Origin of the sequence: Streptomyces spongiae (assembly GCF_009377185.1) — a bacterium.
GTDB classification, from domain to species: Bacteria; Actinomycetota; Actinomycetes; order Streptomycetales; family Streptomycetaceae; genus Streptomyces; species Streptomyces spongiae.
Genome location: NZ_VJZC01000060.1, coordinates 10,140 through 30,877, shown reverse-complemented (window position 1 = coordinate 30,877; position 20,738 = coordinate 10,140). Strand labels below are relative to the sequence as shown.

14 protein-coding genes are annotated in these 20,738 nt (G+C 70.4%); 9 read left to right on the top strand and 5 right to left on the bottom strand.

All coding sequences use genetic code 11. The annotated features are described in order from the left end of the window. Positions 1 to 54 precede the first annotated feature (54 nt). Positions 55 to 984, bottom strand: coding sequence for a DMT family transporter (locus FNH08_RS11985; RefSeq protein WP_152771451.1), 930 nt, complete (start codon positions 982 to 984; stop codon positions 55 to 57). A 146-nt stretch (positions 985 to 1,130) separates the two neighbouring features. Between FNH08_RS11985 and FNH08_RS11980 the strand changes: the two genes are divergently transcribed. After that, positions 1,131 to 2,021, top strand: a complete 891-nt coding sequence (locus FNH08_RS11980) for a LysR family transcriptional regulator (RefSeq protein WP_194238465.1) — start codon at positions 1,131 to 1,133, stop codon at positions 2,019 to 2,021. A 24-nt stretch (positions 2,022 to 2,045) separates the two neighbouring features. Here FNH08_RS11980 and FNH08_RS11975 read toward each other — a convergent pair whose 3' ends face one another. The 3 genes from FNH08_RS11975 to FNH08_RS11965 all read right to left on the bottom strand — a co-directional run bounded on the left by FNH08_RS11975 (position 2,046) and on the right by FNH08_RS11965 (position 4,718). Further along, on the bottom strand, positions 2,046 to 3,854 hold the full coding sequence (locus FNH08_RS11975) for a serine/threonine-protein kinase (RefSeq protein ID WP_194238464.1): 1,809 nt from the start codon (positions 3,852 to 3,854) through the stop codon (positions 2,046 to 2,048). A 231-nt stretch (positions 3,855 to 4,085) separates the two neighbouring features. Further along, a complete protein-coding gene (locus tag FNH08_RS11970) occupies positions 4,086 to 4,295 on the bottom strand; it encodes a hypothetical protein (RefSeq protein WP_194238463.1) in 210 nt (69 codons plus the stop codon). A 201-nt stretch (positions 4,296 to 4,496) separates the two neighbouring features. Further along, on the bottom strand, positions 4,497 to 4,718 hold the full coding sequence (locus FNH08_RS11965) for a DUF397 domain-containing protein (RefSeq protein WP_322724291.1): 222 nt from the start codon (positions 4,716 to 4,718) through the stop codon (positions 4,497 to 4,499). Between the two features lie 197 nt (positions 4,719 to 4,915). Here FNH08_RS11965 and FNH08_RS11955 point away from each other — a divergent pair, with 197 nt between their 5' ends. Together FNH08_RS11955 and FNH08_RS11950 are read left to right on the top strand one after the other, a co-directional pair. Next, the gene (locus tag FNH08_RS11955; protein ID WP_407704356.1) at positions 4,916 to 5,224 is read left to right on the top strand and encodes a hypothetical protein; all 309 of its coding nucleotides are present in this window, start codon (positions 4,916 to 4,918) and stop codon (positions 5,222 to 5,224) included. 221 nt (positions 5,225 to 5,445) lie between these two features. Then, complete coding sequence (locus FNH08_RS11950; RefSeq protein ID WP_152771443.1) at positions 5,446 to 6,891, top strand: aldehyde dehydrogenase family protein; 1,446 nt, start codon at positions 5,446 to 5,448, stop codon at positions 6,889 to 6,891. 162 nt (positions 6,892 to 7,053) lie between these two features. On the opposite strand, the gene FNH08_RS11945 is transcribed toward FNH08_RS11950, so the two are convergent. Further along, complete coding sequence (locus tag FNH08_RS11945; RefSeq protein WP_322724288.1) at positions 7,054 to 9,966, bottom strand: glycoside hydrolase family 3 C-terminal domain-containing protein; 2,913 nt, start codon at positions 9,964 to 9,966, stop codon at positions 7,054 to 7,056. Between the two features lie 367 nt (positions 9,967 to 10,333). On the opposite strand from FNH08_RS11945, the gene FNH08_RS11935 reads away from it, so the two are divergent. The 6 genes from FNH08_RS11935 to FNH08_RS11910 all read left to right on the top strand — a co-directional run bounded on the left by FNH08_RS11935 (position 10,334) and on the right by FNH08_RS11910 (position 20,717). Further along, on the top strand, positions 10,334 to 12,016 hold the full coding sequence (locus tag FNH08_RS11935; protein ID WP_152771442.1) for an extracellular solute-binding protein: 1,683 nt from the start codon (positions 10,334 to 10,336) through the stop codon (positions 12,014 to 12,016). A 26-nt stretch (positions 12,017 to 12,042) separates the two neighbouring features. After that, on the top strand, positions 12,043 to 13,122 hold the full coding sequence (locus FNH08_RS11930) for an ABC transporter permease (protein ID WP_322724286.1): 1,080 nt from the start codon (positions 12,043 to 12,045) through the stop codon (positions 13,120 to 13,122). Further along, positions 13,119 to 14,087 carry a carbohydrate ABC transporter permease gene (locus tag FNH08_RS11925; RefSeq protein ID WP_322724285.1) on the top strand — a complete coding sequence of 323 codons (969 nt, stop codon included), beginning with the start codon at positions 13,119 to 13,121 and terminating at the stop codon, positions 14,085 to 14,087. The genes FNH08_RS11930 and FNH08_RS11925 overlap by 4 nt, the downstream gene beginning before the upstream one ends. Positions 14,088 to 14,236: 149 nt before the next feature. Further along, complete coding sequence (locus tag FNH08_RS11920; protein WP_152771441.1) at positions 14,237 to 16,468, top strand: sialidase family protein; 2,232 nt, start codon at positions 14,237 to 14,239, stop codon at positions 16,466 to 16,468. Next, the gene (locus FNH08_RS11915) at positions 16,468 to 18,495 is read left to right on the top strand and encodes a beta-galactosidase (RefSeq protein WP_152771440.1); all 2,028 of its coding nucleotides are present in this window, start codon (positions 16,468 to 16,470) and stop codon (positions 18,493 to 18,495) included. The genes FNH08_RS11920 and FNH08_RS11915 overlap by 1 nt, the downstream gene beginning before the upstream one ends. Beyond that, a complete protein-coding gene (locus FNH08_RS11910; protein WP_152771439.1) occupies positions 18,492 to 20,717 on the top strand; it encodes a glycosyl hydrolase family 95 catalytic domain-containing protein in 2,226 nt (741 codons plus the stop codon). The genes FNH08_RS11915 and FNH08_RS11910 overlap by 4 nt, the downstream gene beginning before the upstream one ends. Positions 20,718 to 20,738 lie beyond the last annotated feature (21 nt).

Here is a 20,738-nt window from a genome sequence, read left to right as displayed (position 1 = left end):
GGAGTAGGGGCTGTCTGGGGTCGTGATCAACGCGGTCTGTCGTGGACCCGAGGGTCACGCCGAGCCGTTCCTGCCGGCCGTCATCTGCACCGCGGTGTCCTCCCTCAGCGAGGAGGAGGACGGCGACGGCGACGGCGGACGTTTCCGCCACCGCGTTGCCGCGACACCGGCCAGTACGACGGCCGCCCCCGCGATGACGCGCGCCCCGAGTTCCTCGTCGAGGACGATCGCCCCCAGCGCCACCGAGACGACCGGCAGGAGATACCCGACCGTGGCCGCGCTGGTCGCTCCCTCGTCAGCGATGAGCCGGTAGCTGAGGTAGAAGGTGAACCCGGTGCTGAAGATCCCGAGGACGGCGACGGCGAGTACGGCCCGCAGACTGACGTCCAGATGCGTCGTGCTGCCGGCCAACGCGGCCGGAGCGGAGAGTGCCGTGGCGGCGACGAGCTGGGCCGCCGAGAGAGCCAGGGGGTCCGTTCCCCGGCCGGTCAGCCGGCTCCCCATGTAGGCGAAGCCGACGGCGTAGCTCGCCGACGCCCCGAGCAGGGCGAGTGAGCCCCCGCTCAGGAGTCCGGTCGTCTCCCAGGGGGCGAGGATGACCAGCGTTCCGGCGAATCCGAGCAGCAGTCCGACCAGGCGGACCGGATGCGTTCCGCGCTCCGTACCGATGGCGAAGCCGATCAGCGCGGACCACAGCGGCGTCGTCGCGTGCAGCACGCCGGCCAGGCCGGAGTCGACGGTCCGCTCGCCGATGCCGAAGAGCAGGAACGGCAGCGCGTTGCAGAAGAGGGCGGCCACGCCGAGGTGCGCCCACGTTCCGCGGTCCCGTGGAAGCCGTCGGCGTGCGGCGCGCGCCAGGACGAGCAGGACGGCGGCGCCCAGGGCGGAACGGACGAAGGCGATCTGGAAAGGCGTCAGCCCGCTGTCGAGAGCCAGCTTGATCCACAGAAACGCCGATCCCCACAGCAGTGCGAGTCCGGCCATACGTATGAGCGAGCCACTTCGGCCGTCGGCCACTGTCCGCCTCCTTGTGCGATCCGTCGACGTGCGATCCGCCGACTTCGCATGCTGCCGGGCCAGGTCACAACAGGACAAGCGAAAAGTTCTGCACAACCATTAAGCTCTACTACATGATTGATGTGCGACGTATGCAGGTCCTCCGTGCGGTCGTCACCAGCGGATCGATCACCGCGGCGGCCGACAATCTGGGGTACACGCCCTCCGCGGTCAGCCAACAGGTCGCCGTGCTGGAGAAGCAGGCCGGGATCCCGCTGCTCGAACGGGTCGGCCGCGGTGTCCGGCCCACCGAGGCCGGCGAGCTGCTGAGCGACCACGCGGCCGTCATCAGCAGGCAGGTGACCGAGGCGGAGACGGCACTGGCCGACCTGCGGGCCCGTGTCACGGGCCTGCTGTCGATCCGCTACTTCGCCACCGCCGGTGCCACCCTCGTGGCGCCCGCCCTCGCCCGGCTCCGGGAGGAGCATCCCGGCCTCCGGGTCGACCTCAGGATGACGGACCCCCAGGACCCGCTGAGCGAGGTGGCGGAGGGCCGGGCCGACCTCGCCGTGGTGGTACGGCCGCGCGGCCGTACCCACGAAGGCGTTCACCTCGTCCACCTGCTCGACGACCCCTACCGCGCTGTCCTCCCCGCAGGCCACCCGCTCGCCGAGCAACGGGTGCTGGACCTGGCCGACCTCGCCGACGAGCCCTGGGTTCGCGGCGACGGTCCCGGCCCCTGCCTGGACCCGGTGATCAATGCCTGCGCGGCGGCCGGTTTCACCCCGAACTTCGTGGTGGAGAGCGAGGACCACACGACGACACAGGGGTTCGTCGCCGCCGGACTCGGGATCGGCCTCATCCCGGCCTTGGGGTTGACGCACCGTCACCCCGACGTCGTCGTACGCAAGGTGCGGGGGCCGGAACCCGTCAGGGTCATTCAGGCGGCGGTGCGGGAAGCGTCGTCCGGCCGCCCCGCCCTCCGGGACCTGCTCACGGCACTCCGGGAGGCGGCCCTGCGGTGACTCGACCGGACCGGAGCTGATGCCTCAGATGGTTCGCGCCACGTCGCCGAAGAGTCCGCGCAGTACGCGAATCACCGCCGCCACCGCTGTGAACGGCGTCGCCAACATCGTGACCAGCAGAGCGCACAACGTGCCATACGTGGTGGTGAGGAACCAGCCGCTCACCAGATCTGCCTCGGCACCGTCGGCCACCCCCAGGACCCAGAAGAAGGTCCGCGGCACCATGAACGACCAGAGCAGCCAGAAGAGGCCGGTGGCCGCGGCCCAGGTTCGGATCCCGTCCAGAGAGCAGCGCTCGAGCCGTGCACGGTAGTACTGCAGTCCTGCCAGCCCGACGATGAGGAGCACCGTCAGCGGTACCCTCCACCCGTCCTCCTCCATCGCCCAGTGGGTCAGTCCCTGCCACCAGTCAGAGTTCTCATCCGTCGTCGGGTGCTCGCGGGCATGAGCCTTGAAGGCGGGACCCACCACCAGCAGGGCGAACATCGGTATCAAGCCCACGAGGCTCAGCAGTGGGTGGCCCAGCGCCCAGCCGCGCACCCAGGGTGTGATCAGGGCCTGCCTCGCCGGGCCACTGGCCGGCGCCGCGCGCGTCGACACCGTCGCTTTCTCCGCCTGGGGCTTGGAGGACGGAGGCCGCAAGGGCAGCGGCGGGCTTGACCGCGTCGGGACAGTGAAATCGGCCCGACGGAACCCGGTCGGCGGGACGAAGCCGGTCAGTGGGGCGATGGCGGTCGGCGGGACGAAGCCGGTCGGTGGGACGAAGCCGGTCGGTGGGGCGATGGCGGTCGGTGGGTGGGCGGTGGCTGGTGGGGAGTTGGGCGCCGGTGGGGCCGCTGCGGCCGTCGGCAGGTCGGCGATCGGGGAGACGGCGGTGCTCGGGGGAACGGCCTCGACGAGGGGAGCAGCCGCGGCGCGCGGTGTTACCTGGCCTGGGCCGTGTCCCGGCCACGTGTCCCGATCGGTGACCCCCAGTTCGCGGAGTCGCTCGCTCCTTCGGGCCATTTCCGATGAGAAGGAGGCGGGCGGCCACGGTGCGGCGTCGCTGCCGTGCTCCTCCGCCCAGGAACGCAGCTCCTCGGGCGAGGGGCGCTCCTCGGGGTCCTTGGCCAGGCACCTGCGCACCATCGCCCTGAGGTCGTCCGGCACATCGTTCAGGTCTGGCTCCTGATGCACGATCCGGTAGTCCACCCCCTCTGCGGACCCGAACGGATTGCGCCCGGTGGCTGCGAAGGCCAGGACCACGCCGAGCGAGAAGATGTCGCTGGCGCCGCGTACCTCAAGCCCCTGCGTCTGCTCCGGTGACATGTAGCCGGGCGAACCGATGGTGGAACCTGTTCTTGTGAGGGCCGTGTGGTCGTCGGCGCGGACGATCCCGAAGTCGATCAGCAGCGGTCCGGCGGGCGACAGCAGCACGTTCGCCGGCTTGAGATCGCGGTGAACCAGCCCGCACGCGTGCACCGTGCCCAGTGCCTCGGCAAGCCCCGACAACAGCCGCCACAACGTGGGTGCGGGCAGCGGGTCGTGCCCGCGCACAGCCTCGTCGAGGGAGGGTCCCGGGATGTAGGCGGAGGCCAGCCAGGGCACGGGCGCTTTCGAGTCGCCGTCCAGCACCGGCACCATGCCCGGCCCGGAGACCGCAAGCGACACACTGATCTCGCGCTCGAACCGTGTCCGGAGGCCCGGCGCGTCGGCCATCTCCGCCTGCACCGTTTTGACCGCGACCATCTCACCGGCCGGCGACTGCCCGAGATACACACGGCCCATGCCGCCCTCGCCCAGGCGGAGTAACAGCCGGTACTCGCCCACCTGCCGAGGATCGTCGTCGGCCAACGCCCGCACTCTCAACACCCCCCGGCACAAAGCGCACTTGGACGATGCCCGCATCGTGACACCGCCGCGTCACATGCGCCACCGCTCATGCGCTCCGACCGGGCTCCGGACCCCCGCTCCGCCTGATCGGGCAGCGACGAGCCGTTCAGGAGGCACTGCCCGTACGCGCCAAGCACCCCACGATCAGCCGTCGCGGGGAACGGGGCAGCTGACTGGCGCTGGGAGTCGCTATCAGACGGCCGAGGCATCCAGTGCCTCGCGACCACGGCGAGTGCGCCGGAAGAGGATCCTGTTGAACTCCTCGGGCGCCCTGTGTCCGTCGACGTACCGCAGGGCGATCATTGCCGCGAGGACCGCGCCCACGAGGTCGTTGGTCACCCCCTCCCAGTCGTGCGCGTCGTCGCACGTCGTCAGGCCCTTGAGGCCGTGAAGCGCGTGCATGGCCTCTATCGGGGCGCGTCACTGGGCGGCTCAAGGAAGTCACCGGTCTCTTCCGCATGGGTGGACGCCGCCAGCGCCGAGGAAGCCGCCGACCGTCTGACCGAGTACGTCGAGCGGGCGGAGGTGACGAGGACGCTGTCACACGAGAGGCCGTAACCCTGAGCGTCGAGCGGTTGGCGGGGCGGAGTGCGCTCCGTTGACTCAGGCGGAGAAGTCCCCGAGGTTGACGGCCGTGATGAACGATGACCAGCCAGTGCTCGTGAAGAGCAGCGCAGGTCCCTGCGGGATCTTGGAGTCACGCACGGGGACGCCGGACGGGTACCCGTCGAGGACTTCGACGCAGCTGCCGCCCTCCGGGCCGCTGTAGGACGACTTGCGCCAACCGTGCAGCGTGGAGCTGTCGGGTATGCGGTGTTCAGTCACGGCGTCCGAATTCCTTCACTGCCGCCTTCAGCATGGCGAGAGACTCCTTATCTCCTCGCCCATGAGCGGCGCGAGGAGGTACGGCGGCAGCGGGCCCGGCGGCGCGCCCTGTGGCTCGCCGTGCACGGTATCGACATCGGTCCGCGGGTCATCCACGGCGTGGAGGTGACCGCGTGACCGGCGGACAGAGTGAAACCGTGAGACTGCTTCCCTGGTCCGGCCAGGGAGGCAAGCCCTGTTACCTCGTCGGTGACGGGACCGGATACCTCTCCCGCGTGGCCGACAACATCGAGTGCGTGCAACTGGGTATGTCCGTCCAGCTCCTGGACCACGCCACCGACATGCTCGCCGACCACAAGGCCACTACCGCACAGCTCCGTTTCCTGGTGGCCCGCATGACCGAGGCGCTGCGCGACGTTCACCGCATCGCGGAGAGCAGGGGCGCCAGGCTTCCCGCACTCACCAGCGTTGATGTCGAGGACATCGACGGCCCACCGGGAGTCTGACCCCGCCTCCACGTGTGAGGGGTGTCCCGACGGAGGAGCCCACCCAGCAGCCAGCTGGGCACTACCTCCAAGCCCGGTCCTTCAGGGCCGGGTCAAGTCGATGACTTGCCAAAGCGGCGTATCCGCCGAGCAGAGTTTGACGACTCGGACAAACGACCTGGTGGAACCCCGGGCCTACCGTGGTCGGGAACGTACGAGTCGTCACGCGGAAGGGCCGGACCATGACTGCCACCCACGCCTTCTGGCTAGCCGGTCGCCAGGTGACCGGCGAGAACGAGTTCGATGTCACCTCGCCGTGGGACGGCCGACTCGTCGGCAGGGTCAGCGTGCCGACGGACGCCCAGGTGGAGGAGGCCGTGGCCGCCGCGTACGCCGTACGGGACGAGTTCGCGGCGACCCCCGCACACGTCCGCGCCGCCGCCCTCGACCACGTGAGCAAGCGGCTCGTCGAACGCACCGAGGAGATCGCGCAGCTCATCTCGGCCGAGAACGGGAAGCCGCTCAAGTGGGCCCGCGGCGAGGTCGGGCGGGCCGTCTCGGTGTTCCGGTTCGCGGCCGAGGAAGCGCGGCGGTTCAACGGGGGCGAGGCCCAGCGGCTGGACACCGACGCCGGCGGCCAGGGACGGCTCGCCCTCACGCGGCGGTTCCCGAAGGGCGTCGTGCTGGGCATCGCGCCCTTCAACTTCCCGCTCAACCTGTGCGCCCACAAGGTCGCCCCGGCCATCGCGGTCGGTACGCCGATCATCCTCAAGCCCGCGCCCGCCACCCCGCTGTCCGCGCTCGTCATCGGTGAGCTGCTCGCCGAGACCGAACTCCCCGCGGGCGCCTGGAGCGTGCTGCCCGTGGCCAATGAGCGGATGCCCTCGCTCGTGCAGGACGAGCGGCTTCCGGTCATCTCGTTCACCGGGTCCGAGAAGGTCGGCTACGCGATCATGGACTCGGTGCCGCGCAAGCACTGCACGCTGGAGCTGGGGGGCAACGGCGCGGCTGTCGTGCTCGCCGACTACGCGAGTGACGAGGACCTGGACTGGGCGGCCACCCGTATCGCCACCTTCTCCAACTACCAGGGCGGGCAGTCCTGCATCTCCGTGCAGCGGGTGATCGCGGACGCCGAGGTGTACGAGCGGCTGGTGCCGCGGATCGTCGCCGCCGTCGAGGCGCAGGTGACCGGGGACCCGTCCGACGGCGCGACCGACGTCGGGCCGCTGGTGAGTGAAGCCGCCGCCGAGCGGGTGGAGGCCTGGGTCGACGAGGCGGTCCAGGCGGGGGCCAAGCTGTTGACCGGGGGAAAGCGGGACGGGGCCTCGTACGCGCCCACCGTGCTCGCCGAGGTGCCGGAGGACGTCACCGTCTCCTGCGAGGAGGTCTTCGGGCCCGTTCTCACCGTGCGGCGGGTGGAGGGGGAGGCGGGCGCCTTCGCCGCCGTCAACGAGTCCAAGTACGGGCTTCAGGCCGGTGTGTTCACGCATGACCTGCAGACCGCGTTCCGGGCGCACCGGGCCCTGGAGGTGGGCGGTGTCGTGATCGGCGACGTGCCGTCCTACCGCGCCGACCAGATGCCGTACGGCGGGGTGAAGCAGTCCGGTGTCGGGCGTGAGGGCGTGAAGTTCGCGATGGAGGACTACACGTACGAGCGGGTCATGGTGCTGACGGGCATCCAGCTCTGACCGGCACCCAGCTTTGATCGGCCACGTCGTGCCTGCCATCGACGCGCTCTAGTTTGTGACAATCATTTTCATGTAGTGTTCGGGTGTGTCCCGGGATGAAGGGGTCCGGCACCGATGCCTTCCGGTGCCGGGCCCCTTCGTGCATCGGCCTGTTCCGGACCCTCAACCGGAGAAGCCGACACGCGCGAGCCGCAACGGGCCGCGCAGCCTGAGGTGGACGTCGTGCACGCCGGCGGCCACGATCCCGGCGCTCAGGGTGGTGTAGTCGTACGGGCCGGTGGTGGCGGAGAGGTTCAGGACCGCCAGGACCGGGCCACCGTTGAGGGAGAACTCGACGGCGCCCTCGCCGGCCGCCTCCACGGTCACCTCCGTGACGCCGCTCCCGAAGTCGCAGTCGTGGAAGAGGAGTTCACCCGTGCCGCCGTCGGCGGGTGTCACGGCGTCGCCGGAGGTCCTCGTGCGGTCGACGATCTCCGTTCCTCGCTGGTCGTCGTAGGCCGCCGCGTCCAGACCGGCGTCGACGACCGGGCGGGGCACCGCCGGGTCGCCGTCGAGGTCGACCGTGGCGGTCAGGCGGATGTCCTCGCTGGAGGCCCCCACGAGAAGCTCGTACGCGCCGGGCTCCAGGCGGAGACGGTCCTGCGCCACGTCCCAGAACGCGAAGGCGGCGAGCGGCGCGAGGAGGGTCACGTCCGTCGAGGCGCCCGGAGCGAGCGTGACCCGGCGGTGGGCCGCCAGTTCGCGGCGGGGGCGCGGAACCGACGGGTTCACGGCCCTGACGTACAGCTGGGGTACGTCGTCCGCCGTCCGGGCGCTCGTGTTGGTGAGCGTGAACGTCACCTTCACCTCGTCGCCGGTCACCCGGTGGCTGAGATTCTCATACGCGAATCCCGCGTACGACAGTCCGTGGCCGAACGGGAACAGGGGCGTGCCCTCGAAGTACAGGTACGTCTGACGGCTGCCGATCACGTCGTAGTCGAGCAGGTCGGGCAGGTCCGTGTCGGCGGCGTACCAGGTCTGCGGGAGGCGGCCCGCGGGGGAGACGTCCCCGGCGAGGACGCGGGCCAGGGCCGTGCCCGCGGCCTGGCCGCCGTGCGCGGTCCACAGGACGGCGGGGAGATCGTCGTGGCCCACGGCGTAGGGATAGGCCGAGGTCAGGACCAGGGCCGTGTTCGGGTTCGCGGCGCGGGCGGCGCGGAGCAGGCGCTCCTGCTGCTGGGGGAGGCGCAGGGTGGTGCGGTCCTCGGTCTCGCGGCCGTTGATGTGCGGGTCGTTGCCCGCGATCACCACGACGGCGTCCGCCTCGGAGGCGATGCGTGTGACCGATTCGACACCCCGTTCGGTCACATCAAGGGTGAAGATTTCCGCGTTCTCGTTGGCAACCTTCACGCCGTCCGCGGCGACAGAGACGTACAGGCCCGTGCCCATGTGCTTGAGGAGGTGACCGCCCTCGTGGGATCCGTGGGATCCGTGGGATTCATGGCGTTCCAGGCGGAACGTCTCCTGCACGACCCAGCCGCCCGGCTGGTCCGCGGAGGCGCGCACGTAGCCGTCCTCGGCGACCGAGAGGTAGCGGCCGTCCGGGGCGCGCAGGGTGAGGACGTCGTCGCCCCAGTCGACGAGGGCGAGGTCGGTGCCGGTCGCGTCGGTGGTCAGCGGGGGGAGGTCCGTGCGGCCCGCGAGGAGCGCGGGGTCCAGGGCGCCCTCCGCCCCGCGTGCCTCGTCGGGGGCGTCGGGGGCTTCGGGGATCGAGAGGTACGTGCCCGCCGCGGTCCGCAGGCGGACCCGGTCCACGCCCTCGGCGAAGGTGACGCGGTCGGCGCCGAAGCGCTCGTACAGTCCCTCCAGCGGGGTGGAGCGGTGGATGAGTGTGCCGCTGTACCAGTCGAGCTTGCACTCGTCGGCGAGGAGGCCGACGACCGCGATGCGGGTGTCCTCGGCCAGGGGCAGCAGGCCGCCCTCGTTCTTGAGCAGGACGATCGCCTGCTCGGCCGCCTCCTGGGCCAGGGCGCGGTGGGCCGGGGTGTCGAACGCCGTGACGTTCGTGTGGGGGCCGGACGCGGGATCGGACGCGGGATCGGACGCGGGATCGGACTCGGGGTCGAACTCGGGGTCGAACTCGCCCAGCCGGAAGCGCACCGAGAGCTGGCGGCGGACCGCCTCGTCGATGTCGTCCGCGGTGAGCAGGCCCTGGGTCAGGGCGCCCTGGATCCGTTCGACGATCTTCGAGCCGTCCGTGCCGTGGTCGGTGAAGCTGTCGACACCCGCGCGGATCGCGGCCGCCGTTGCCTCCTCGTGGGTGTCGAAGTAGTGCTCCGAGTCGACCAGGTTCGAGGGGGCTCCGGCGTCCGAGCAGACGAGGAGGTCCTCGTCGGTCCAGGCGCGCAGGTGCTCGTTCAGGTAGGGCGACACATGGTTCGGACGGCCGTTGACCAGGTTGTACGCGGGCATCACACCGGCCACGGCGCCCGCCTCCACGGTCTCGCGGAAGGCGCGCAGGTCGTACTCGTGCAGGACGCGCGGGCGGACCGACGAGGAGGTGGTGTCCCGGTTCGTCTCGTTGTTGTGCGCCAGCCAGTGCTTGAGGACCGGGGCCGTGCGCCAGTACGTGGGGTGGTCGCCGCGCAGGCCCCGCGTGTACGCCGTCGCGATGGCCGAGGTCAGCTTCGGGTCCTCGGAGTAGCCCTCCTCGTTACGCCCCCACAGCGGGTGGCGCAGCAGGTTCACCGTGGGGGCCCAGACGTTGAGGCCGACGCGGTCGTCGCGGGCCCGCATGGCGCGGACCTCCGTCGACACCGCCTCGCCGATCCGGCGTACGAGGTCCTCGTTCCAGGTCGCGCCCAGTCCGACCGCCTGCGGGAACACCGTGGCCGGTCCCATCCACGCCACGCCGTGCAGGGCCTCCTGTCCGGTGCGGAACGCGGCGATGTCCAGGCGCTCGACGGCCGGTGCGAACTGGTGCAGGAACGCGATCCGTTCGTCGAGGCGGAGCCGCCCGAGAAGGTCGTCGATGCGCTTCGCGAGAGGCAGCCGCGGATCGCGGAAAGGCGGGGTGGGCGGCGTCTGTGCGGTCACGATGGGGTCCCTTTGCGGTGGAGCGGCCAGCGACTTTCGAAGCGCTTCGATGCTCAATCGACGCGGGGGTGAGTGTCAAGAGACCAAGGCGCAACAGATCCGTTTCCTCCCTGTCATATCCAGCGGTCGGAACTGGTCACTCCGGTCCTCTACACCTCCGAGGAATTGTGGAAATGACTCTTGTGCACCCCTCCGGGTTCACTTAACCTCGCAGCAACATCGAAGCGCTTCGACTGCGGAGGACACGCCTCGCGTACTCACACCCCTCCGATGTTCCCCGCTTCAGCACAGCCAGATCCACTCAAGACACCGCAGCCGACGGCTCCCCCGCCGCGTGTCCTGGTGTGCGCCATGAAGGGTTGACGCAATGACGCCGAACTCCGCCTCTTCCGCTCCAAGCCGGAGAAACTTCCTCGCCTCCACGGCGGTCGCCGCCGCCGCGGTGGCCGGGGGCATGCCGCTGCTGTCCGCCTGTGGCGGCTCGCAGTCCGGCAGCAAGGACGGCACCACTTCCGGGAAGGACGCCGCGAAGATCCTCCCGTCGTTCGTGGCCTCCACCGTCGTGGCGCCCGACATCCCCGCGAAGAACGGGTCGGCGGCCGGCTTCACCAAGGCGATCGCCGAGGCGGACCTGAAGACCTCGGTGACGAAGAAGCTGGGCAGCGGCGGCAAGCTCAAGATCATGGCGCCGTTCTGGGGCACCCCACCGAAGGGCGACAACCCCTACTACACGGCCATGAACAAGGCCATCGGCGTCGACGTCACCTGGCAGAACCAGGACGGGGTCACCTACGACGAGAAGCTCGGCGCGGTCCTGGCCTCCAGCGACATACCCGACGTCGTCGTCGTGCCCGGCTGGAACCTCAACGGCAAGATCCCCGGCGCCATCAACGCCAAGTTCGCCGACCTCGGCCCCTACCTGTCCGGCGACAAGGTCAAGGACTACCCGAACCTCGCCGCCGTCCCCACCGAGGCCTGGCAGCGCGGCATCTTCGGCGGCCAGCTCCGCGCGATCCCGATGCCCGCCTCGTATGTCACCGACATCGCGCCCCTGTACCGCAAGGACATCTTCGACAAGAAGGGCTACAGCGTCCCCACCAGCCCGAAGGAGTTCCTGTCCTGGGCGAAGGAGGCCACCCGCCCCAAGTCGAAGGTCTGGGCCTGCGACGACATGAAGTGGACGGCGTTCAACATCTTCAGCGTCTTCCCGGGCAGCGACAAGGCGCTGTGGTGGAACATGGTCGACGGCAAGCTGGTCAACCGCATCGAGACCGACGAGTACCTCGAAGCCCTCGAGTGGGTGCGCAAGCTCTACGCGGCCAAGGTCGTCCACCCGGACGCGGTCTCCGGCAAGGCAGGCGGCAACGCGGGCAACCGCCTCACCTCCGGAGAGGTGCTGGTGTACAACCAGAACATCTCCGACTGGTGGGGCAAGATGTCCGAGCAGCACGCCCAGAACCCGGACTTCGAGATCGCCGCGTTCGACATCTTCGGCCCCGACGGCGGCGACCCCAAGCTGTGGGCGGTCCAGCCGGCCAACATCTTCACCTTCATCAGCAAGAAGGCGTCCAAGCAGCAGATCAAGGACTTCCTCGCCGTCTGCGACTTCTGTGCCGCGCCGTACGGCACCAAGGAGTTCATGCTCACCATGTACGGCGTCGAGGGCACGGACTACGAGGTGAAGAAGGGCCTGCCGGCCAAGACGACCCAGGGCGTCAACGAGGTCAACGGCGCCTTCGACTACACCGGCAACCCCGCCCCCTTCGTCGCCTACACCGACTTCCCCGACGTCACCAAGGGCATGGTCGAGTGGCAGCAGCGCATGGGCGCCTTCACCAGGAAGACCTCCTTCTTCGGGCTGACCGTCACCGAGCCCAACCGCTGGGCCAACCTCGCCGACAGCTTCGAGCAGCTGGAGGACGACGTCGTGCGCGGCCGCAAGAAGATCAGCGACGTGCAGCAGGCCGTGGCCGACTGGAAGAGCAAGGGCGGCGACGACCTGCGCGACTGGTACAAGAAGCTGCTCGACGACACCGGCTCGGCGAAGTGACCCGGGACTGAGGCAAGGAGAAGGCCGTGTCCCACAGCACGGTGCCTCGGAATACGGCCGAGGCGCAGACTTCCGCGAAGAGTCCGGTGGCGTCCGGTGACGACACCACCGGATCCAGGTCCCGAGCCAGGTCCGGGTTCCGAGCCAGGTCCCGGTCCCGGGACGGGAAGGACCCGGGGAAGCTGAACCTCCGGCTCAGGTTCAAGCGGGACCGCACACTGCTCCTGATGGTGCTGCCGGCGGTGCTGCTGCTCCTGGTCTTCAACTACATACCGATCCTCGGCAATGTGGTCGCCTTCCAGGACTACGACCCGTACCTCAGCGAGAACGGCTTCATCGCCATCTTCCAGAGCCCCTGGGTCGGCTTCGAGCAGTTCGAGCGGATCTTCGCGGACTCGGCCTTCTGGCACGCGGTGCAGAACACCTTCGTGCTGTTCTTCCTCCAGCTCGTGCTGTTCTTCCCGGTGCCGATCCTGCTCGCGCTGCTCATCAACAGCGTGGTCAGGCCCCGTGTCCGGGCCATTGCCCAGGCGGTCATGTACCTGCCCCACTTCTTCTCGTGGGTCCTCGTCGTCACCGTCTTCATGCAGATCTTCGGCGGCGCGGGCATCATCGCGCAGACCCTCCGCCAGCACGGCTACGACGGTCTCGACCTGATGACCAACCCGGAGATCTTCAAGTACCTGGTCACGGTCGAGATGATCTGGAAGGACGCGGGCTGGGGCATCATCGTCTTCCTCGCCGCGCTCTCCTCCGTCTCGGGCGACCTGTACGAGGCCGCCGCCATGGACGGCGCCGGCCGCTGGCGGCGCATGTGGCACATCACGCTGCCCGCCCTGCGCCCGGTGATCGCCCTCCTGCTGGTGCTGCGCGTCGGCGACGCCCTCACCGTCGGCTTCGAGCAACTGCTGCTCCAACGGCAGGCCGTGGGCGTCAACGCCTCCGACGTCCTCGACACCTACGTGTGGTGGAACGGCATCCGCAACCAGGACTTCAGTTACGCCGCCGCCGCGGGCCTCATCAAGGGCGTGGTCGGCCTGGCGCTGGTGCTGACCGCCAACAAGGTCGCCCATCTCATGGGCGAGCAGGGGGTGTACAAGAAGTGACCGCCGTCCTCGACACGCCGGCCGACGACAAGCCGGCCGGCGACACGTCGGCCGCGAAGAAGCCGAGCCCCTGGGCGGCCCCGCCCCGCCCGACCTGGGAGGAAGAGCCCTCCAAGGCCGGCCTGGCGAGCAAGGGCCTCGTCCTCGGCATCGCCTGCTTCGCGATCCTCTTCCCCCTGTGGATCGTCATCGTCACCAGCCTCCAGTCGAAGAAGACCATCGACGAGGCCGGCGGTCTGGTGGTGATCCCCAAGGGCATCACCTTCATCGCCTACCAGGAACTCCTCAGCGGCGGCCAGGTCCAGCGCGCCGCCCTCGTCAGCATCGGGGTGACGCTCGTCGGCACGCTGTTCAGCATGACCGTGTCGGTGCTGTGCGCGTACGGACTCTCCCGCAGCGGCTCGCTCGGCCACCGCTGGATCCTGATGACCCTGCTCGCGACCATGTTCTTCGGCGCGGGCCTGATCCCGACCTACCTGCTGGTGCAGGCCCTCGGACTCACCGACACCTACCTGGCGCTGATCCTCCCCAGCGCCGTGAGCGTCTTCAACATCCTGGTCCTGCGCTCGTTCTTCATGGGCATCTCCCCGGAGCTGATCGACAGCGCCCGCATCGACGGCGCCGGCGACTGGCGCATCCTGTGGAAGATCGTCATGCCGCTCTCGCGCGCGGTCCTCGCGGTGATCGCCCTCTTCTACGCGGTGGGCTACTGGAGCGCCTGGTTCAACGCGTCGATCTACCTCACCGACCAGGACATGATGCCGCTGCAGAACGTCATGATCCAGCTGGTCCAGAAGCAGGAGCGCCCGGTGGGCCTGGCCGCCCAGGTCAACACCGGCCAGCTCTCCTCGCTCGCCCTCCAGATGGCGGTCATGGTGATGGCCCTGCTCCCCGTCGCCGTCCTCTCGCCCTTCGTCCAGAAACACTTCAAGAAGGGCATGCTCACGGGCGCGGTGAAGGGCTGAGGCCCCGTAAGGGGCGCGGGGAACTGCGCGACAAGCCACGACGCACCCGCAGCCGCCAACGCACCAACACCACCCGAGCTCTCAGGCGCCCAGCCTCGCTTCGACCGAGCCTCCGTCACCTCTCCCCGCACCAAAGAACGAGGTACGTCATGCGCACCACCCACCCCAGCAGACGCTCCGTCCTCGCCGGAACCGCAGCCGCCGCCGCTCTCACCACCCTCCCCACGCTGGTGGGCACCCGTGCCGACGCCGCGGAAACCCAGACGGCCGAAACCGCCGGAGGCTACCGCTGGCGCAACGCAGTGATCGGCGGCACCGGCTTCGTCACCGGCATCCTCTTCCACCCGTCCCTGCGCGGATGCGCCTACGCCCGCACCGACATCGGCGGCGCCTACCGCTGGGACGACGCCGAGGCCCGCTGGACCCCGCTCATCGACCACATCGGCTGGGACGACTGGAACCTCCTCGGAGTCGAGGCCATGGCCGTCGACCCCGCCCACCCCGACCGGCTCTACCTCGCCCTCGGCACCTACACCCAGTCCTGGGCGGGCAACGGCGCGGTCCTGCGCTCGGACGACCGCGGCGCCACCTGGACGCGCACCGACCTGTCGGTGAAGCTCGGCGCCAACGAGGACGGCCGCGGCATGGGCGAGCGCCTGCTCGTCGACCCGCGTGACAGCGACACCCTGTGGCTGGGCACACGGCACGACGGCCTGCTCAAGTCGACCGACCGGGGCGCCACCTGGGCGGCCGCGACCGGCTTCCCCGGGAAGGCGAGTGCCTCCGGGCAGGGCGTCAGCTTCCTCGTCGCGGCCGGGCGCACCGTCTACGCCGGCTGGGCCGACGGCGACGGCACCTCGGGCAGCACGAACCTGTACCGCACGGCCGACGGCACCACCTGGGAGGCCGTCCCCGGACAGCCGTCCGGCACCTCCGCCAAGGTCCCGATCCGCGCCGCGTACGACAAGTACGCCCGCGAGCTGTACGTGACGTACGCCAACGCGCCCGGCCCCAACGGCCAGTCCGACGGCAGCGTGCACAAGCTGCGCACCGCGGGCGGCAAGTGGACCGAGGTGACCCCGGTGAAGCCGGGCGGCACCACGGACGACGGCTCCTCCGACACCTTCGGCTACGGCGGGGTCGCCGTCGACGCCCGCCGTCCCGGCACCGTGGTCGTCTCCACCAACAACCGCTGGGCCGACATCGACACCGTGTACCGCTCCACGAACGGCGGCCGTTCCTGGAAGTCCCTCAAGGACTCGGCTGTGTTCGACGTATCCGAGACTCCTTACCTCAAGTGGGGCGACGACAAGCCGAAGTTCGGCTGGTGGATCCAGGCGGTCGCCCTCGACCCGTACGACTCGAAGCACATCGTGTACGGCACCGGCGCCACCCTCTACGGCACCCGTGACCTCAAGCACTGGGCACCGCAGATCCGCGGACTGGAGGAGACGTCCGTGGTCCAGCTGGTGTCGCCCCCGGTCGGGGAGGCGCACCTGCTCAGCGGCTCGCGGGACATCGGCACGATGTACCACGAGCGGCTCACGGCGTCCCCGTCGCGCGGCATGGCGTCGAACCCCGTGTTCGGGTCGGCGACGGGGCTCGCGCAGGCGGCGGCGAAGCCGTCGTACGTCGTCCGCACGGGCTGGGGCGACCACGGCAACGGTGCCTCCTCGAAGGACGGCGGGCAGACCTGGGCGCCCTTCGAGGCCCAGCCCTCCATCGCCAAGAGCGCACCGGGGCCGATCGCCACCAACGCCGACGGCAGTGTGCTGCTGTGGTCCTTCGTGCACTGGGACGGCACGAAGTACGCAGCTCACCGCTCGGACGACAACGGCGCGACCTGGACCGAGGTCACCTCCTTCCCGAAGGGCGCCACGCCGGTCGCCGACCCGGCCGACCCGACGCTCTTCTACACGTTCGACACCGACACAGGAACGCTATATGCCAGCACTGACAGTGGCCGTACGTTCACGGCCCGTGCGACCGGGCTGCGCTCCGGCGACAGCCAGTACAAGCTGGTCGCGGCGCCGGGCAGGTCCGGTGACCTGTGGCTGAGCGTGAAGTGGAACGGCCTCTACCGTTCCACCGACGGCGGCGCCACCTTCTCCAAGGTGACCAGCTGCTGGGCCTCGTACACCCTCGGCTTCGGCAAGGCCGCCGACGGCGCCGACTACCCGGCGATCTACCAGGTCGGCGCGACCGGCAGCGTCACCGCGGTCCTCCGCTCCGACGACCAGGCGAAGACCTGGGTGCGGATCAACGACGACGCCCACCAGTGGGGGTTCATCGGCGAGGTCATCACCGGCGACCCGCGCGTCTACGGGCGCGTCTACCTGGCCACGAACGGGCGCGGCATCCAGTACGGGGAGCTCGCCTGATGCCCGACCTCGGTTCCGCCACCGGAGGCCGGATCCTCTTCGGTGGCGACTACAACCCGGAGCAGTGGCCCGAGGAGACCTGGCACGAGGACGTCCGCCTCATGAAGGACGCCGGCGTCAACTCCGTGACCCTCGGAGTCTTCTCCTGGTCGAAGCTGGAACCCCACCCGGGCGCACGGGAGTTCGGGTGGCTGGACACGCTGATGGACCTGATGCACGAGAACGGCATCGGAGTCGTCCTGGCCACCCCCACCTCCTCGCCCCCGCCCTGGATGGGCCGGCTGCACCCCGACACCCTGCCCGTGACCGAGGACGGCCGCACCGAGTGGTGGGGCGGCCGTCAGCACTTCTCGCACTCCAGCGCCACCTACCGGCGCTACGCCGCCGCGATCACGGAGGACCTCGCCGCCCGCTACGGCGGCCACCCCGCCCTCACGATGTGGCACATCAACAACGAGTACTGCACCTTCGACCACGGAGACGGGGCGGCGGTCGCCTTCCGCCGCTGGCTCCGGGAGAGGTACGGCACGCTCGACGCCCTCAACACCGCCTGGGGCACGGCCTTCTGGAGCCAGGGCTACGACAGCTGGGACGGCATCCTGCCACCCCGGCAGCCCCACTACATGAAGAACCCCACCCAGGTCCTGGACTTCCGGCGCTTCACCTCCGACATGCTCCTGGAGTGTTACGCCGCCGAACGCGACATCGTCCGCCGGGCCACTCCGCACATCCCGGTCACCACCAACTTCATGCCGCTGTGGTTCGGCCAGGACGCCTGGCGCTGGGCCGCGGAGGAGGACGTCGTCTCCGTCGACATCTACCCCGACCCGCGCGACCCGTTCGGCGCGCAGAACGGCGCCCTGGTCCAGGACATGACCCGCTCCCAGGCGGGCGGCGGCCCCTGGATGCTCATGGAACAGGCCGCCGGCCCCGTCAACTGGCGCGGCGTCAACCACCCCAAGCCGGCCGGCCTCAACCGCCTCTGGTCCCTCCAGGCCGTCGCCCGCGGCGCCGACGCCGTCTGCTACTTCCAGTGGCGTCAGTCCCGCCAGGGCGCCGAGAAGTTCCACTCCGGGATGGTCAGCCACGCGGGCGAGCAGGGCCGTACGTTCCAGGAGGTCAAGCAACTCGGCGCCGAACTCGCCACGATCGGTGTCGAGGTGACGGGCTCTCACATCACCGCGGACATCGCCCTCCTGCACGACTGGCACTCCTGGTGGGCCGGAGCCCAGGACGGCCGGCTCTCCCACGAGGTCGACTACCCGCAGGTCCTGCGGTCCTGGCACCGCGCCCTGTGGGAGGCCCACCTCACCACCGCGTTCGCCCACCCCGAGCACGACCTGTCCGCGTACAGGCTCGTCGTCGTACCGCAGTTGTACCTGCTCACGGACGCCGCGATCGAGAACCTCCTGGCCTACGTGCGCGGCGGCGGCACCCTCGTGTGCGGCTTCCTGACCGGTGTGGCCGACGAGGACGACCGGGTACGGCCCGGAGGCATGGACGCGCGGCTGCGGGAACTGTTCGGCATCCGCACCCTGCACGAGTGGTGGCCGCTCGACGCGGGGGAGGACGCCGAGTGCGACGGCTTCCGCGGCACCCTGTGGTCCGAGGAACTGGAGACGGAGGAACGGCAGGCGCAGGAACGGCAGGCGCAAGAACGGGAGGCGCAAGAACGGGAGGCGGGGGCCGCGGACGTGGTCTCCCGCTACAAGGGCGGTGAGCTGGACGGTCTGCCGGCCGTCCTGCGCAAGGGCCGCGCCTGGTACGTGTCCACGCTGCCCGAACCCGCCGCGCTGCGTGACCTGCTGGCGGGCTTGGCGGACGGCGCGGGCGTACGGCCGGTGCTCGACGGGCTGCCCGACCGGGTGGAGGCGGTCCGCCGCGGCGACCTGCTCTTCGTGCTCAACCACGGGCGCGACCAGGTCACGGTCGACGTGCCGGGCACCCACCGCGACCTGCTGACGGGGGCGACTGTCAGCGGCTCGCTGGTCCTCGGCCGGTACGGCGTGGCGGTGCTGAAGCCATGAACACGCCGACGCAGGCCGGAACGTGGGAGCCGTCACCGGCGGCCCGCTGGGAGGACGCGTTCCTGAGCGGGAACGGCCACCACGGCGCCATGGTGTTCGGCGACCCGCACGACGACCGCGTCATCGTCACCCACCACACCCTCGTCCGCCCCAACGGCGCCGAGCGTGCCCGGCCCCCGCGTCTGGCCGCCGAACTCCCCGCGCTCCAGGACCGGTTGCTCGCGGGAGACCTGACCGCGGCCGAACGCTTCACGGACGGGCGGGAGTTGCAGTGGGTGCAGCCCTTCCACCCCGCGTTCCAGGTCCGGCTGCGGCGGCCGTCCGGAGGGGAGACGCACGGCTACCGCCGCTCGGTCGAATTCACCACGGGTGTCGTCGAGGCGGGATGCGCGGGGTGGCGCAGCCGCGTCTTCGTCTCACGGGCGGACGACGTGATCGTCCAGTACGTGACGTCCCCGGGCCTCACCCTCGACGTGACCCTGGACCACCGGCTCCCCGGCGCACCGGATGGCCTCGGCATCGGCAACGGCGCGGTCCTCACCCCCGAGGGCGCCCTGGTCACCCTCCGCGCGGGCTACCCCGACAGCGACCGCGCCTACACAGGCGTCACGCTGGCGGTCGTCATGGGCGGCCGTACGACACTGGCCCCGCCGGGCATCCGGGTCGAGGGCGCGGAGTCGGTCCTGCTGCTGACCAGGGTGCACCGGCACACCGGGGAACTGGACACGGTGGCGGAGGGCCGGGCGCTACGGGAGCTGCTTCCCGAGAGCGGGCAGCCGTACGGCCATCTCCTGGACCGGCACGTCGACCTGCACCGCACGGCCTACACCCGCACCGCCCTCGATCTCCGCGCCGACGACGAGGAGCGCGCCCTCCCCGGCTCCGCCCTCCTCCTGCGCCCCACAGGCCCGGCCCTCCTCGAACGCCTCTTCGCCGCCGGCCGCTACCACCTGCTGTCCGCCTCCGGCCTCAACCCGCCCCGCCTCACCGGCCTGTGGACCGGCGACTGGAACACGGCGTGGGCGGGCGCCTTCACCAACGACGCCAACCTCAACCTCCAGACCGCCTCGGCCGCGGCCACCGCGCTCCCCGAAGTCACCGCAGCCCACGCCCGACTGATTTGCCGTCAGCTGGACGACTGGCGCGAGAACGCGCGCGCCGTCTTCGGTGCCCGGGGCGTCATGGCGCCCGCGCACAGCGACGGGGAGTCCGGGCTGACGTACCACTTCAGTCGTGAGTACCCGCTCCACCTGTGGACCGCCGGCGCCGACTGGCTGCTCAAACCGCTCGTCGACCACGACGAGACCCGAGGCGAGCAGGACCCGCGCACCGCGCACGCCCTGGCCGAAGTCGCCCTGTTCTACGAGGACTTCCTCACCGGAACCGACCCTGCTGACCCTGCCGACCCCGACGGCCACCTCGTCGTGGTCCCCTCCTACTCACCGGAGAACCGCCCGGCGAACGCGAGCTGGGGAGCGATCAACGCGGCCATGGACCTCTCCGCCGCCCGGCACGCCCTGCTCACCGCCGCCGCGTACCACCCGGACACTCCGGAGGCCGATCGCTGGCGGGCTCTCGTCGCGAAGCTCCCTCCGCACCGGATCAACGCCGACGGCGCCCTCGCCGAATGGGCCTGGCCCGGTCTGGACGACACCTACGACCACCGCCACCTCAGCCACCTCTACGGCGTCTGGCCGCTCGACGAGATCACCCCGTACGACACCCCGGGCCTCGCGGCCGCCGCCCACCGTGCGCTGGAACTGCGCGGCGCGGAGAACGACTCCGCCCACGGCCACCTCCACCACGCCCTCGTCGCGGCCCGCCTGCGCGACGGCGAACGGGTCGCGCACGCACTCGGCCAGGTCCTGTCCGGCGACTTCTTCCACGCCTCGCTGATGAGCGCCCACTACCCGAACCGCGACGTCTACAACGCGGACGCCGCCCACACCCTGCCCGCCGTGGGCGTCGAGACGCTCGTGCAGTCCACCCCCGACCGGCTCGTCCTGCTGCCCGCGCTGCCGGAGACGTACCCGACGGGCGAACTGCGCGGCCTCCGCACCCGATTCGGGGCCGAGCTCGACCTGACCTGGAACCCGCACGAAGCCCGCGCGGTGCTGCGCCCCACCCGCACCCACCGCGTCGAACTCCGGACTTCCTCCGGCGCCGAGCAGCTCGATCTCGTCGCCGGAGAAGACCGCGTCCTCACCGTGAGGGCGTGGTAACTCCCGCAATTCCCCCCGCGT